This window comes from Microbacterium testaceum (genome assembly GCF_020781835.1).
GTDB lineage: Bacteria > Actinomycetota > Actinomycetes > Actinomycetales > Microbacteriaceae > Microbacterium > Microbacterium testaceum_H.
This window is the reverse complement of sequence record NZ_JAJGNJ010000001.1, coordinates 261,486-276,168: the sequence shown is the minus strand read 5'-3', so window position 1 is coordinate 276,168 and position 14,683 is coordinate 261,486. Positions and strand designations below refer to the sequence as shown.

13 protein-coding genes are annotated in these 14,683 nt (G+C 70.5%); 8 read left to right on the top strand and 5 right to left on the bottom strand.

The features are described from left to right. Positions 1-3: 3 nt before the first annotated feature. Positions 4-489: a GNAT family N-acetyltransferase gene (locus tag LL239_RS01330; protein WP_228161634.1), complete on the bottom strand. Its 486-nt coding sequence runs from the start codon at positions 487-489 to the stop codon at positions 4-6. 130 nt (positions 490-619) lie between these two features. Here LL239_RS01330 and LL239_RS01325 point away from each other — a divergent pair, with 130 nt between their 5' ends. From LL239_RS01325 to LL239_RS01310, 4 genes are read left to right on the top strand one after another with little or no spacing between them, the layout of a single operon-like run. Further along, a complete protein-coding gene (locus LL239_RS01325; protein ID WP_228161633.1) occupies positions 620-1,591 on the top strand; it encodes a hypothetical protein in 972 nt (323 codons plus the stop codon). Between the two features lie 45 nt (positions 1,592-1,636). Then, positions 1,637-2,398 carry an SDR family NAD(P)-dependent oxidoreductase gene (locus tag LL239_RS01320; RefSeq protein WP_228161632.1) on the top strand — a complete coding sequence of 254 codons (762 nt, stop codon included), beginning with the start codon at positions 1,637-1,639 and terminating at the stop codon, positions 2,396-2,398. Beyond that, a complete protein-coding gene (locus LL239_RS01315; protein ID WP_228161631.1) occupies positions 2,395-3,171 on the top strand; it encodes an enoyl-CoA hydratase/isomerase family protein in 777 nt (258 codons plus the stop codon). The genes LL239_RS01320 and LL239_RS01315 overlap by 4 nt, the downstream gene beginning before the upstream one ends. Further along, complete coding sequence (locus LL239_RS01310) at positions 3,168-3,998, top strand: SDR family oxidoreductase (protein WP_228161630.1); 831 nt, start codon at positions 3,168-3,170, stop codon at positions 3,996-3,998. Before LL239_RS01315 ends, LL239_RS01310 begins: the two co-directional genes overlap by 4 nt. A 341-nt stretch (positions 3,999-4,339) precedes the next feature. On the opposite strand, the gene LL239_RS01305 is transcribed toward LL239_RS01310, so the two are convergent. The 4 genes from LL239_RS01305 to LL239_RS01290 all read right to left on the bottom strand — a co-directional run bounded on the left by LL239_RS01305 (position 4,340) and on the right by LL239_RS01290 (position 9,712). Next, on the bottom strand, positions 4,340-5,185 hold the full coding sequence (locus LL239_RS01305) for a Cof-type HAD-IIB family hydrolase (RefSeq protein ID WP_228161629.1): 846 nt from the start codon (positions 5,183-5,185) through the stop codon (positions 4,340-4,342). A gap of 124 nt (positions 5,186-5,309) precedes the next feature. Next, entirely contained in the window at positions 5,310-6,725 is a 1,416-nt protein-coding gene (locus LL239_RS01300; RefSeq protein ID WP_228161628.1) for a glycoside hydrolase family 1 protein, read from the bottom strand. 30 nt (positions 6,726-6,755) lie between these two features. Further along, positions 6,756-8,612, bottom strand: coding sequence for a beta-glucoside-specific PTS transporter subunit IIABC (locus LL239_RS01295; protein WP_228161627.1), 1,857 nt, complete (start codon positions 8,610-8,612; stop codon positions 6,756-6,758). Positions 8,613-8,803: 191 nt separating this feature from the next. Next, positions 8,804-9,712 carry a PRD domain-containing protein gene (locus LL239_RS01290; RefSeq protein ID WP_228161626.1) on the bottom strand — a complete coding sequence of 303 codons (909 nt, stop codon included), beginning with the start codon at positions 9,710-9,712 and terminating at the stop codon, positions 8,804-8,806. Between the two features lie 90 nt (positions 9,713-9,802). Between LL239_RS01290 and rlmN the strand changes: the two genes are divergently transcribed. From rlmN to LL239_RS01270, 4 genes are all read left to right on the top strand, one after another. Next, a complete protein-coding gene (gene rlmN / locus LL239_RS01285) occupies positions 9,803-11,086 on the top strand; it encodes a 23S rRNA (adenine(2503)-C(2))-methyltransferase RlmN (RefSeq protein WP_228161625.1) in 1,284 nt (427 codons plus the stop codon). Positions 11,087-11,386: 300 nt separating this feature from the next. Continuing rightward, positions 11,387-12,400, top strand: coding sequence for an aldo/keto reductase family protein (locus LL239_RS01280; protein WP_228161624.1), 1,014 nt, complete (start codon positions 11,387-11,389; stop codon positions 12,398-12,400). A 78-nt stretch (positions 12,401-12,478) separates the two neighbouring features. After that, positions 12,479-14,158, top strand: a complete 1,680-nt coding sequence (locus LL239_RS01275) for a DUF4407 domain-containing protein (RefSeq protein ID WP_228161623.1) — start codon at positions 12,479-12,481, stop codon at positions 14,156-14,158. Further along, a complete protein-coding gene (locus LL239_RS01270; RefSeq protein ID WP_228161622.1) occupies positions 14,158-14,622 on the top strand; it encodes an NUDIX domain-containing protein in 465 nt (154 codons plus the stop codon). Before LL239_RS01275 ends, LL239_RS01270 begins: the two co-directional genes overlap by 1 nt. The last annotated feature ends 61 nt before the right edge of the window (positions 14,623-14,683 follow it).

Sequence of the window (14,683 nt, the reverse complement as noted above, 5' to 3'; positions counted from 1 at the left end):
GGGTCAGAGCACCCGCTCGAAGCACAGGGACTCCGGCATCGTGGCGATGTAGGGCTCGTAGACCGGGATGGGAGTGAACCCCGCCGCGACGTACAGCGCGAGCGACTCGGGCTGCATCCGCCCGCTCTGGAGGATCACCCGACGGGCGCCCCCCTCCGCGGCGCGCGCGACCACCGCGTCCGTCAGCGCGCGCCCGACGCCGCGGCGCCTCGCGGTGGCCGTCACGATCAGGCGCTTCAGCTCCCACTCCTCGTCCAGGCGCCGCAGCATCACGTGGCCGAGCGCGGTGCCGTCGGCATCCACCGCGAGGAAGGTCGCGACGACCTGGTCGGCGTGCACGGCCAGGGCCTCCGCTCGCTCCTCCGCCATGCCGGGCGGATCATCGGCGTCGGCCTCCCGGTACCGCTCGTCGAGATCGGCATCCAGGATGCCGCGCAACTCGACCGCCCGCGGGTCGTCGACATCGACGCGCTGGAGGTGGAAATCCATCCCTCGAGCCTAGGCGCACGATGACCGGGGCTAACAATGCGGTGAACGCGACGCCCGCGGCGACGGCGCGGGCTACGCTGAAGGCCGCGCCGTCGCGTCCCATCGCGGTCAGGGCCGGAGAGGGGTGCCAATGGGGCCGCTGTTCGTGTTCCTCGGGATCAGCGTCGCGGTCGTGGCCGCGGTCCTGGTCGTGGCCGTGCCGCTCCTGCGGAGCTCGGACCCCTCCGCGCTGTTCCTCCGATTCGCCGAGGCTGCCGGCATCGCGGCCGTGGGGGCGAGCATCCTCTATATCGCCTACGAACACGGGGGTGGCCAGCCGTGCCTCGCCGTGGGCGACACGTGCATGGTGCTGGTGCCGTTCCTGCTGTTCGTCGCGGTGCACGCCCTCGGGGGAGGTCGCGTGCTCTGGCCCTCGGTCGCGGCGTTCGTCGTGTCGATCGGCGTGGGTGTCGTGACCAGTCTCGTCCCGCTGCCCGGATCGCTCGGTGTGAAGGTGGCGGTGCTGACCATCGCCAGTGGCGTGTGCGCGTGGGCCGCGGCGCGATCGCCCGCCGAGCCATGGGGGCCGATCCGCACGATCGCCCTCGCCGCCGGCGGCTACGGCGTGTTCTCGGCGTTGCGCCTCGGCTTCGCGATCGTGACCGGTTGGGGCTCGCCGCCGTACCGTATCGGCTTCTCCTTCGTGCCCGCCACCGTCGTCGGCTCGGTCGTCGTGCTGGCCGTCGGCGTGGCGGTGCTGCAACTGCGGACGGAGCGCAGCCGGAACGGTCAACCCTCGTCCCGCCCGGTCTCGGGATCGATCGTCGTCGTCGGCGACTGGCGTCTGGCATCCGCCGCCTACGGAGCGGATCGGGTCCGTGCTCTTGTCAGCGACCTCCGGTCGGTGGGGCGGTCGGTCGATCCTGCCGCCGCCGATGTGCCGCGCGGCGTCGAGGTGTCCGTGCCGCAGGCCGTCGCCGTGCTGTCGGACCGGCTGCGGGCGACCCGGGGCTGGAGCGAGGACGAGATCGCTCTCCTGGCCGACGGCGCGGCCACCGCTGCGCTGCGAACCCACCCGGTGGGTCCGCGCGCGTGGTCGTGGGTGCGCTCACGCCGAACCTGAGTCCCGGGTAGAGTGACACTCGGTTTCTGCTTCGAAGGAGAACGCATGGACATCACGGGTGCATCCGCCCTCGTCACCGGTGGCGCCTCGGGGCTCGGACTCGCCACAGCCCGCCGCCTCGCCGCCGTCGGCGCGCGCGTGACGATCGTCGACCTGCCCTCGTCGACCGGGGCCGAGGCCGCGGACGAGATCGGCGGCGCCTTCGCCGCGGCGGATGTCACGGATGCCGAGCAGGTCGCCGCCGCCGCCGCGTCCGCCGCCGCGGTGTCCCCGCTGCGGGTCGTCGTGAACTGCGCGGGCATCGCCCCGCCGGCGAAGGTCCTCGACCGTGACTTACGGCCGACGCCGCTCGGCGACTTCGAGCGGCTCGTCCGCATCAATCTCGTCGGCACGTACAACGTGATCGCGCAGACCGCCGCGCTCATGGCCGCGCAGGAGCCGAGCGGGAGCGGCGACCGCGGCGTCATCGTCAACACCGCCAGCGTCGCGGCCTTCGACGGGCAGATCGGCCAGCCGGCGTACTCCGCCAGCAAGGGCGGCGTGCACGCGATGACCCTGCCGATCGCCCGCGAGCTCGCCCGACACGGCATCCGGGTCGTCACCATCGCCCCCGGCATCATGGAGACGCCCATGCTCAAGGGGCTGCCGCAGGCCGCGCAGGACTCGCTCGGTCAGCAGGTGCCGTACCCCTCGCGGCTCGGCGCCCCCGACGAGTACGCGCGGCTCGTGCTGACGATCGTCGACAACGGTTATCTGAACGGCGAGACCATTCGCCTCGACGGCGCGATCCGGATGGCGCCGAAATGACCGACGGCATCCGGCTCCGCGTCGACGGCGGCCTCGCGCGCGTCACCTTCGACCGCCCCGCCTCGCTCAACGCGATGGACTTCCCGATGGCCCGCCGCTGGCGCGAGGTCGCGCACGAGGTGACCTCGGACCCGTCGGTGGGGGCGGTGATCCTGGATGCCACGGGCCCCGCGTTCTGCGCCGGCGGTGACGTCGTGGCCATGGCGACCAGCGGCGCCTCGGGTGCCGTGGTGACGGAGACGGCGGCGGTCATCCATGACGGCATCCGCACGTTCGTCGAGGCGCCGCTGCCGATGGTCGCCGCCGTTCAGGGCGCGGTCGCCGGCGGCGGTCTGGGGCTCATGCTGACCGCCGACTACGTCGTGGCCGGCGAGAACGCCCGCTTCGTCAGCCGGTACGCCAACATCGGGCTCACCCCCGACCTCGGCGTCTCGACGCTGCTGCCGGCCGCGATCGGCCAGCGCCGCGCGCTGCAGCTGCTGTTGCAGGACCGCATGCTCGACGCCACGGAGGCCCGGGACTGGGGTCTCGTCGCCGAGGTCGTGGCATCCACGGATCTGACGGCGCGGGTCGAGGAGATCGCCCGGTTCTGGCTGGAGGGCGCGGCCGCGGCGTTCGGTCAGGCCACGCGGCTCGTACGCGTCGGCTCCGGGCGCGGGTTCGCCGAGAACCTCGCCGACGAGGCCGCCACGATCGGCGCGGCCTTCGACACCCCGGAGGCTCGGGCGCGAATCGCCGCCTTCGCCGCCGCCTCTGCGAAAGGACGCCCATGACGCTCGCCGGGAAGACGATCCTCATGTCGGGCGGCAGCCGCGGCATCGGTCTCGCGATCGCGCTGCGCGCCGCGCGCGACGGGGCCAACGTCGCCCTGCTGGCCAAGACCGACACTCCGCACCCGAAGCTCGAGGGCACCGTGCACACCGCGGCCGAGGCGATCCGCGCCGCGGGCGGACGCGCTCTGCCGATCGTCGGCGACGTCCGCGACGAGGAGTCGATCACCGAGGCCGTCCTCCGCACGGTCGGGGAGTTCGGCGGCGTCGACATCGTGGTGAACAACGCCAGCGTCATCGACCTGTCGGGTTCGCTGGATCTTGCGACGAAGAAGTACGACCTCATGCAGGACGTCAACGTGCGCGGAACGTTCCTGCTCTCGCGGGCGGCGATCCCGCAGCTGAAGGATGCCGCCAACCCCCACATCCTCTCGCTCTCGCCGCCGCTGAACGTCACGCCGAGATGGCTGGGCGCGCACACCGGCTACAGCCTGGCGAAGTTCGGCATGACGATGGTGACGCTCGGGATGGCGGAGGAGTTCGCCGGCGAAGGGATCGCGGCGAACACGCTGTGGCCGCGGACGACGATCGCGACGGCGGCGGTGCAGAACGTCATCGGTGGCGACCGGCTCATGGCCGTCTCGCGCACGCCCGAGATCTACGCCGACGCCGCGTACGAGGTGCTGACCTCCCCGTCGCGCGAGCTGACCGGACGGACGCTGATCGTCGAGGACGTCCTCGAGGCCGCGGGTGTCACGGACTTCTCCGGCTACGCCGCGGTGCCCGGCACCCCCGATGCGGCGCTGTATCCCGACATCTTTTTGGACTGACACCGGCGGGTCGGTAGCGGCGCACTCGCCCGCGCTGGCGCGCGCTGGCTCGCGCGCTGGGCCGGCCGTGCGCGCGGACGCTGGGCCACGGCGCGCGCGATGCTGGGCCGTCGTGCGCGCGAGCGCTGGGCCGCGGCGCGCGCGATGGCGCCGTGGGCCGCCGCGCGCACATGGCATAAACGCGATCCGCGCGCATAAACGCGCTGCGCACGCGTTTATGCGCGCGGATCGCGTTTATGCGTGCTCGGGAGCCGCGCGCACGCCCGCTCGGGAGCCGGGCGGGCGCCGAGCGCGCGCCGGGCCAACGCCGGCTGACGCGCGGCGGCGCGGCGAGGCTCGGGTCAGATCAGGCCGAGCTCCGTGAAAGCGTTGTGCACGCCGTCATCCAGCACCGCGGTCGTCACTCGGCCGGCGAGGCGCTGCAGCTCGGGCACGGCGTTGCCCATCGCGACGGGGGTGCCGACGACCTGGAACATCTCCACGTCGTTCCAGGAGTCGCCGATGCCGATGGCATCCGCCGCGTCGATTCCGAGCAGTTCGAGCACCTCGACGATCGCCGATCCCTTGGTGACGCCGCTGAGTCCGATCTCGCCGTTGGAGCCGCCCGGCAGCGGGATGGAGCCCGGGATGACGTGGAACCGCTCGCCGAGTTCGACGGCGGCGTGCGCGACGGTGTCGAGCGCGGGGCTGATGAACACGGCCTTGGCGACGCGGTCGCGATCGACCTCGGACAGGGGGCGGGCACGCGGGATCGAGGTGGTCGGCTCGATGTCGAGCCCGAGCGCGGCGATCTCCGCCGCGCGCCGGGTCAGGCGCTCGCGGACGTATTCGCGCATCACCGGCTCGATTCCGGGGGAGGCGAACACCGCTTCGTGCGTCTGGAGGAAGTACTGGATGCCGTGGACGTCGAAGTACTCCTCCATCGCCGCCACGTCGTCGCGGCGCATGGGGTGCTGCACGAGCAGTTCGCCGTCGCGCGAGGCGTACGCACCGCCGTTGCTGATCGCGCCGTCGAAACCGATCGCCTTCACCTCGGGGTGGATGTCGCCCTCGGCGCGGCCCGTGCACAGCCACACGAGGTGTCCGTTCGCGCGGGCCTGACGGATGGCGGTCACCGTGGACGGGGCGATCACCGAGCCGTGCTCGAGGATCGTGCCGTCCACGTCGAGGAAGGCGATGCGGGTCATGTGCACTCCACAGGGGCGGCCCCGGGCTGTGCAGCCCGGGTCGGGGATGGCGAGGGGGTTCTGGGCCCCCCCCCTGGGGGGGCCCGGGGTTGTCCCCCCGGGGGCCGCCCCGATCGTTGGGGGATCAGCGGGTCAGGGACGCGCCGTTGGTCCGGATGACGTCGGCATACCAGTGGAACGACTTCTTCCGGTAGCGATCGAGCGAACCGGAGCCGTCGTCGTTGCGGTCGACGTAGATGAAACCGTACCGCTTGCTCAGCTGCGCCGTGCTGGCGCTGACGATGTCGATGCAGCCCCACGAGGTGTACCCGAGCACGTCGACGCCGTCCTCGAGCGCCTCGCCGACCTGGGCCAGGTGGTCGTTGAGATAGGCGATGCGGTAGTCGTCCACGACCGTCTTCTCGCCGTCGACCTCGACGAGCTGATCGCGGGCGCCCAGACCGTTCTCGACGATGAACAGCGGCTTCTGCCAGCGGTCCCAGAATTGGTTGAGCACGAGGCGCAGCCCCACCGGGTCGATCTGCCAGCCCCACTCGCTGGCCGGCAGCGTCGGGTTCGGCACGCCGCCCATGATGTTCCCCTCGCCCGCGGCCCGCTTCTCGGGGTCGGCGGTCTCGGCGACGCTCATGTAGTAGCTGAACGAGACGAAGTCGACGGTGTTCCGCAGGTCGTCGCGGTCCTCATCGGTGATGTCGAGCGCGATCCCCTGCTCGCGGAGGCGCCGCAAGAAGTAGCCGGGGTACTCGCCGCGCGTGTGGACATCGCCGTAGACGAGGTTGCCGTGGTCGGCATCCATCACCGCGAGAGCGTCCGCGGGCGACGGCGTCAGCGGGTAGATCGGCATCGACAGCACCATGCAGCCGACCTTGGCCTCGGGGGCGACCTCGCGCGCGATGCGCGTAGCGCGGGCGGATGCCACCAGCTCGTGGTGCATCGCCTGGTACAACTCCCGGCGGGGGACGCCGCCCTCGGGGATCGGAATGCCGCCGCTCATGAACGGCGCGTGTAACAGCGAGTTGATCTCGTTGAACGTCAGCCAGTACTTCACGCGGCTGCCGAAGCGCTCGAACAGCGTGCGGGCGTAGCGTTCGTAGAAGCCGATCAAGGCGCGGTTGGTCCAGCCGCCGTACGCCTCCGCCAGGTGCAGCGGCGTCTCGTAGTGCGAGATCGTCACGAGCGGTTGGATGCCGTGTTTGTCGAGCTCGTCGAGGAGGCGGTCGTAGAAGGCCAGGCCGGCCTCGTTCGGCTCGGTCTCGTCGCCGTTCGGGAAGATGCGGCTCCACGCGATCGAGAAGCGGTACACCGAGAAGCCCATCTCGGCGAACAGGGCGATGTCCTCGGCGTAGCGGTGATAGTGATCGATGCCGACGAGCTTGAGGTTGTCGGGGGTGGGGCGCTCGGTGCGCGGGCCCGAGATGCCGCGGGGCATCACGTCCTGCACCGAGAGTCCCTTGCCGTCCTCGTCGAACGCCCCCTCGATCTGGTTGGCAGCGGTCGCGCCGCCCCAGAGGAAGCCGTCGGGGAAGGAGGTGGTCGTCATGGATGTGTCTCCTGGGTGGTGCGGCCCGCGTCAGCGGGCGGAGGTGAGGGTGTCGACGGACACGGCACGGAACAGCGGCTCGCCATGCGAGAGCGGACCGGATGCCACGTCGGCGACGTCGGGGTAGAGGTCGCCGTTGGTCACGATGACCGGAGTGATCAGGTCGTAGCCGGCGCGCTCGATCGCGTCGCCGTCGAACTCCAGCAGGAGGTCACCGGCCTTCACCTCCTGGCCCGAGGAGACCTTCAGCGAGAAGTGCTCGCCGCCGAGCTTCACGGTGTCCAGTCCGACGTGGATGAGCAGTTCGACGCCGTCGACGCCGCGCAGTCCGATCGCGTGTCCCGTGGGGAAGGCCGCGACCACGGTCGCGTCGAACGGGGCGTACACCGCGCCGGAGGTGGGACGGATCGCGACGCCCTGGCCGAGCGAGCCGTCGGCGAAGGCGGCATCCGGAACCTCCCCGAGGGCGACGACGGTGCCGTCGACCGGGTTCAGCACGACGGTGTCGGTCGCGGCGGTGGCGGCAGGAGCCGTGGAGTCCACCGGGTCCGTGAAGCCGACGAGCACGACGAGCAGGAACGGGACGAGGATCGCGACCGCCAGGCCGATACCGAGCATGAGCATGTTGCCGTTGCCGAGCAGCGCGGTCAGCGCGAGGCCCGAGGGGACGACGAACGCGGTCGAGAAGACCCCGCCCATCGCGATGATCGCGCCACCGAGCGCACCGCCGACGATGCCGAAGGCGAAGGGGCGCTTGAGCGGCAGGTTGATGCCGTAGATCGCGGGCTCGGTGATCCCGGCGAGGAAGCCCGACAGGGTCGCGGGAGCCGCGAGCGAGCGCAGGTTCCTGTTCCGCGTGCGCACGAGCACGCCGGCGACGGCGGCCGCTTGCGCGAGCACCGCGGCGAAGACGGGTCCGAGGAGCAGCATCTGTCCGGTGGTCTGCAGTTCGAGCTGGAACAGCGGCACGAGGCCCCAGTGCAGACCGAAGATCACGAAGACCCGCCACAGGCCGCCCATGATCGCGCCGCCGAGCCACGGCACCGTCTGGAAGACCCACCCGATCGCGGTGGCGAGGCCCCCGCCGATGAGGCTCGAGAGGGGGCCGATCGCGAGGAAGACGAGGGGGACGGCGACGAACACGACGATCATCGGGGTGAGGAAGCGGCGCACGGCGCCGGGGAGCACCTTCAGCAGGAAGCGCTCGGCGTAGCTCTGCAGCCACACGATCACGATGATCGGGATGACGCTCGAGACGTAGCTGACCATCGTCACGGGGATGCCGAAGAACGTGATGTCCGGCTGGCCGTTCAACGCCGTGATCGTCGGATAGACGAGCGCGCCCGCGATCGCGAACGAGGTGAACTCGGATGCCTTGAAGTACCGCGCCGCAGTTATGGCGAGGGCCATCGGGAGGAAGTTGATCAGGGCGTCGGAGAGGGCGTTGAGGATCGTGTACGTCGTGGTGGTCGCGTCGATCCAGCCGAACGTGACCGCTGCGGCGAGGAACGCCTTCAGCAGGCCGGTGCCCGCGAGGGCCCACAGGATCGGCGTGAAGATCGCGGAGATCATCTTGATGAAGCGGTTGAAGAGGTTGCCCTTGGGGCCCTCGTCGGCGCCGTCGGAACCCGCGCCGCCGAGCTTCGTCTGCGACTGGATCGCGGCGTAGACGTCGGGGACGTCGTTGCCGATGACGACCTGGTACTGGCCGCCCGCCTGGGCCGTCGTGATGACGCCCGGGACGGCGCGGATGGCCGTGGCATCCGCTTTGCCCTCGTCCTTCAGGACGAATCGGAGCCTCGTCGCGCAGTGCACGAGGGAGTGGACGTTGTTTTCTCCACCGACACCGGCGAGAACCCCCGCCGCCGTCTTCGCGTGATCCGCCATCGGAATCCGCCTGCCTTTCACCGCATCGATGCGGCCTGTCGAATGTTCTGTGGTCGACGATCCGGAGAGTTTCGGGCAATAAAAAAGACCCGAACCCGTTCATCGCTCGTCAGCGATGTGAGTTCAGGTCTTGCCCGCTCGCGCGGTAACAATCCAGATTCGTCGGCAGGGTGTGACGCCTGCGTCGGCGACTATAGCACCGGCGCGGGGACCGTGTCACCGTCGGATCCGCGGCCCATGCTCGTCGCGAGTCGTTCGACGTGGACGATCATGTACAGCACCTCTTCATCGGTGAGCGCTGATCCGGTGGCCGCGAGCACGTACGCCTTCACCGCCTCGGCGATGCCGTACGACCGCGGATAGCGGTGCTTGGCGAACTCGAAGAACGACGAGTCGCCGCTGGCGAGCATGGTCCGGTCGACGAGGCGCTGCAGGAGGAAGCGCACGTGCAGGATGAACCGGGCGAAGTCCGCGCTGTCGGTGTCGAGCGCGGTGCCCAGGCCCGTTTCGACCGTCCGTACGACGTGCTGCACCCGTCGGAAGAGCAGCGCGGCGGTGCCGTTCGGCTCGTCGCGGGTGGCGTTGAGCAGGTGCATCGTGAGGAAGACGCCCTCCTCCGGCGGGAGCTCGCGATCGAGGGAGGCGGCGATCGAGGCGGCCATGTGCTCGGCGACCCGGGACTCCTCGGGGTGGAGGATGCGCAGCTCCGGCATCGAGGTTCCGGGGATGCGGATCCCCTGGTCCAGTCGCTCCACGACGTAGTGCACGTGGTCGATGACGGCGAGGGGGAACCGGCGGCCGAGGTCGCGGCCCAGCTGCCGCTCGGCCTCGTCGACCGCTCGCAGTACGGCCTGCACGAGCGCGTACGGTGCGTCGGTGAGCAGCTTCCGCGCGTGCGCGGTGTCGCTCGCCTGGTCGAGCACGAAGGTCTTCTCGACCTTCGCGGGGTCGATGCGCCCGTCGTGCTTCAGCTGGAACCCGATGCCGCGGCCCATCAGCACCCGCTCGCGGCCATCGGCGTCGATCGCCACGACGACGTTGTTGTTCAGCAGCTTCTGCACGCCGCCGGGCGGGAGGGAGACGTCACCGGCACCGGGCATGGCATGCAGTTTAGGGCTGCCGCCGCGCCCTGCGGCAGCGCGAAGCCGCGCCCAGCCGGGGCGCAGGTGGCCGCCGGTACCCTGGAACCTATGACCGATCAGACCCCCGTGCGCGAGACCGAGCCCCGGCAGGTGCGTCCCGCGGGGGCCCCGGCCGACACCGGCATCCGACAGGTGCGCCCGAAGACGGAAGGATGGCAGCAGCAGAAGGATGCCACCGGCCGTCCGCTGCTGCAGTTCGCCAGTCCCAAGCGCGGCAAGCCGCCCGTCCATCTGGCCGACCTCACGGCCGAGGAACGCGTGGCGAAGGTGAAGGAACTCGGCCTCCCCGGCTTCCGCGCGAAGCAGCTCGAGAAGCACTACTTCACGCACTACACCTCCGACGCAGCCGCGATGACGGACCTTCCGGCAGCCGGTCGCGACGAGCTCGTCGCGGGGCTGCTGCCGCCGCTGCTGACCGAGGTGCGCCGACTCGAGACCGACCGCGGTGACACGATCAAGTTCCTGTGGAAGCTGCACGACGGTGCGCTCGTCGAGTCGGTGCTCATGCGCTACCCGGGGCGGATCACGCTGTGCGTGTCCAGCCAGGCCGGGTGCGGGATGAACTGCCCGTTCTGCGCGACCGGGCAGGCGGGCCTCACGCGCAACATGTCGGCCGCCGAGATCGTCGACCAGGTGGTGCGCGCCAACGCGCTCATCCGTGCGGGCGGACTCGGCGACCCGCGCAAGGTCGGCCATGAGGACGAGCGCGTGACGAACATCGTCTTCATGGGCATGGGGGAGCCCCTGGCGAACTACGCCCGTCTCATGCAGGCCGTGCGCGTGATGGTCGACAAGGAGCACGGTCTGGGCATGAGCGCGCGCGGCATCACGGTGTCGACGGTGGGTCTCGTCCCGGCGATCACGAAGCTGTCGAACGAAGACATCCCGGTGACGTTCGCCCTGTCGCTGCACGCGCCCGACGACGGCCTGCGCGACGAGCTGATCCCGGTCAACTCGCGCTGGAAGGTCGACGAGGCCCTGGATGCCGCCCGCGCCTACTTCGACAAGACCGGACGCCGCGTCTCGATCGAATATGCCCTGATCAAAGACATGAACGACCACGCCTGGCGTGCCGATCTGCTGGCCGAGAAGCTCAACGCCCGCGGACGCGGCTGGGTGCACGTCAACCCCATCCCGCTGAACCCGACGCCCGGGTCGATCTGGACGGCGTCCGAGGTGCCGGTGCAGAACGAATTCGTCCGACGCCTCAACGACGCCGGCATCCCGACGACCCTTCGCGACACCCGCGGCAAAGAGATCGACGGCGCGTGCGGACAGCTCGTCGCGACCGAGGAAGACGAGGCCGCCGCGGCGGAGACGCCCGTGGGCTGATGCCCGTCGTGGCGGAGACGCCGGTGATGCGCGCCGCGGCGGAGTCGCCGGTGATGCGTGCCGCGGCGGAGACGCCGGTGGGTTGATGCCCGTCACGTCGCGGGAGGAGGGCCGCGCGGCGAGCGCATCTCGCACGCCCGAAGGCGATCTGCCGCGCATAAACGCGATCCACGTGCAGAAACGCGTTCTCGGCGCGTTTATGTGCGCCAATCGTGTTTATGCGTAGCGGGATGCGGGCGTCGGGCTAACCGGGACGCGGGCGACGGCCCCGATGTCGGATGCCGCCGATAGCGTTGACCCATGGTCGGTTATCGCTACCTCGGCAACAGTGGATTCAAGATCTCGGAGATCACCCTCGGCAACTGGGTGACCCACGGTTCGCAGGTCGGTGACGATGCCGCGATCAAGACGGTGCACGCCGCCCTCGATGCGGGCATCACGACGTTCGACACCGCCGACACGTACGCCAACACGGCGGCGGAGGTCGTCCTCGGCAAAGCCCTCGAGGGCCAGCGACGCGAGTCGCTCGAGATCTTCACGAAGGTGTACTTCCCGACCGGTCCGCAGGGTCCTAACGACACGGGCCTGAGCCGCAAGCACATCATGGAGTCGATCAACGGCTCGCTGAAGCGTCTGGGCACCGACTACGTCGACCTCTACCAGGCCCACCGCTTCGACTACGAAACGCCGATCGAAGAGACCTTCCAGGCCTTCGCCGACATCGTCCGCCAGGGCAAGGCGCTCTACATCGGTGTGTCCGAGTGGACCGCGGAGCAGCTGCGCGAAGGTCACGCGCTCGCGAAGCAGCTCGGCATCCAGCTGATCTCGAACCAGCCCCAGTACTCGATGCTGTGGCGCGTGATCGAGGGCAAGGTCGTGCCGACCAGCGAAGAGCTCGGCATCTCACAGATCGTGTGGTCGCCCATGGCGCAGGGCGTGCTCAGCGGCAAGTACCTTCCGGGCCAGCCCGTTCCCGACGGCTCGCGCGCGACCGACGAGAAGAGCGGGGCGACCTTCATCAAGCGGTTCCTGCGCGACGACGTGCTCGAGGCCGTCCAGCGCCTCAAGCCGATCGCCGACGAGGCAGGGCTGAGCATGCCGCAGATGGCGATCGCGTGGGTGCTGCAGAACCCGAACATCGCCGCCGCGCTCGTGGGCGCCTCGCGTCCCGAGCAGCTCGCCGACACCGTCAAGGCCTCGGGTGTGACGCTCGATGCCGACACTCTCGCCGCGATCGACACGGCGCTCGGCGACGCCGTGTTCTCCGACGCCGAGAACACGTACGAGGTCTCGCCCAAGAAGCGTCTGGTCTGATCCACCCCTGAGCGGGGCCTGGGCAACGGCTCAGGACCCGCTCAGGAGAGCGCAGGATCGGCGTCGTACCCTGTGCGAATGTCCTTTTCCGCTCACCGGCCGGGTCGCTTCGGATCCGATGGCCGCATCGAGTTCACGACGGACGATGAGCGCGAGCCCCAGTACCTCGACGACATCCTCGCCCAGCAGCGTGACGAAGCCGGCTCCACCTCAGCTGATGACGTGACCCCTGCCGACCCCACCGAGCCCTGGGGTGCGCCGCCCGCCGGTGACGACGACACCGCTCCGTTCGTGTGGCCGGAGCCCGACCCGTTCGTCGCCGGGCCGGAACCGGAGCCCGCGCCTCTCGCCCGCGACGAGGCCGAGCCTTCCGGGGCCGAGACCGGGGCCGAGCCTTCCGGGGCCGAGACCGAGTCCGCGGAACCCGAGTCCGCGGAACCCGAGCCCGTGCTGCCCGAGGCGGCGCCGTTCCCCGCGCCCGTGGCATCCGATCCCCGTCCGCCGCGCCTGCGGCGTGCCGACCCCCGTCGTCCCAGCCTGTCGCTCGTGCGGCGCATGGCGGTGCTCGGCGGTGCCGACAACGACGTGCTCGACGAAGTGCCCGAAGAGGTTCCGCGCTTCGTGCAGATGTTCCTGGTGCTCGCCGGGACGGCGCTCGTCTCCGGGCTGTCGATGATGTTCGCGCTGCTCACGGGTGTGCGGGTCAGCATCTTCCTCGCGATCCCTCTCGCGCTGGTGTGGGGCCTGATCATCTTCAACCTCGACCGCTTCCTCACCTCGACGATGCGATCGACCACGAACATCTTCCGGTTGCTGGGCCTGGCCTTCCCGCGCGTGATCATGGCGGCGCTCATCGGCATCGTCGTCGCCGAGCCGCTCGTCCTGCAGGTCTTCCAGAACGACATCAACCGCGAAGTGAACTCGACCAACGTCACGCAGGCCCTGAGCGACCAGGATGCCGTGGCGAACGGCCCCGAGAAGCCGGCCCTGGATGCCGCGAGCGCGCAGGTCGCGGCGCTGGAGAACCAGGCCGCGACGGGCATCGTGGCCGGGACCTCGTCGACGTCGGCGGAGGCCGCGGCCGCGCAGCAGACCGTCGACCAGCTGACGCAGCAGCTCGCCGCACAGCAGGCGGTCATCGATCAGGCGCGTGCGGTGTACCAGTGCGAGCTGACCGGCCAGGGTGCCGGCGAAGTCCCCGGCTGCACCGGGGTCGCGGGTGACGGGGCGAGTTCGGATGCCGCCCAGGCCCAGCTCGCACAGGCGCAGTCGGCGTACGACGCCCTGTCGGCTCAGCTGCAGCAGGCCCAGACGGAGCTCGCGGCGGCGAACTCGGCCGGTGCCGAGGCCGCAGCCGCGTCGGCCGACCAGAACAAGCAGCAGGCGCAGGACCAGCTCCCGGCGGCGCGAGCCCAGTACGAGGCAGCGCTGACGGCCTACAACGATCGCGCCGCGTCCGTCGCCGACGGTAACGCCGGGGCCGTGGGGCTGCTCAGCCAGATCTCCGCGCTCGAGCGGCTCTCGGAGCGCGAGCCGACGCTGCGGTGGGCGCACTGGCTCATCGCCGCGCTGTTCTTCATGATCGAGCTGTTGCCGGTGCTCGTGAAGGTGCTCACCGGCTTCGGCGGTCCGTCGCTGTACGAGAAGGCCGAGCGCATGCGCGGTCAGATCGCCCTCGATCGCGTCACGGCGCGCACGTTCCGCAAGCGCGCGGACGTGATCGCCGACGAAGCCGTGCGCGTGCCGGCAGGCGCCTGATGGTCGCCTGGAGTGCGGGACTGCTGCTGTACCGGCGGCATCCCGCGCTCGAGGTGTTCGTCGCGCACATGGGCGGGCCGTTCTGGGCGCGCAAGGATGCGGGCGCCTGGTCGATCCCCAAGGGAGAGTTCGAGCCGGGAGCGGAAGAGCCCCAGGATGCCGCGCGGCGTGAGTTCCGCGAGGAGCTCGGCGTCGAGCCCCCGACGGGGGAGTGGGTCGAGCTGGGTACCTTCGCCGCGTCGTCCGCGAAGAAGCTCATCGTCTTCGCCGGCGACGGCGCAGGATTCGAGGCATCCGGGTTCGTGTTCGGCGAGTTCGAGATGGAGTGGCCGCCGCGGTCCGGTCGCACGGCGTCGTTCCCCGAGGTCGACCGCGCCGAGTGGACGGACGTGGACACCGCCCGCGACCGGCTCGTGAAGGGACAGCGCCCCGTCCTGGATGCGCTGGAGCGCCTGCTCGCCTGAGGTCCGCCCGCGCCGCTCGCGCCGCCCACGCCCCAAAACGCCGAGTGTCCAAGACACGCCG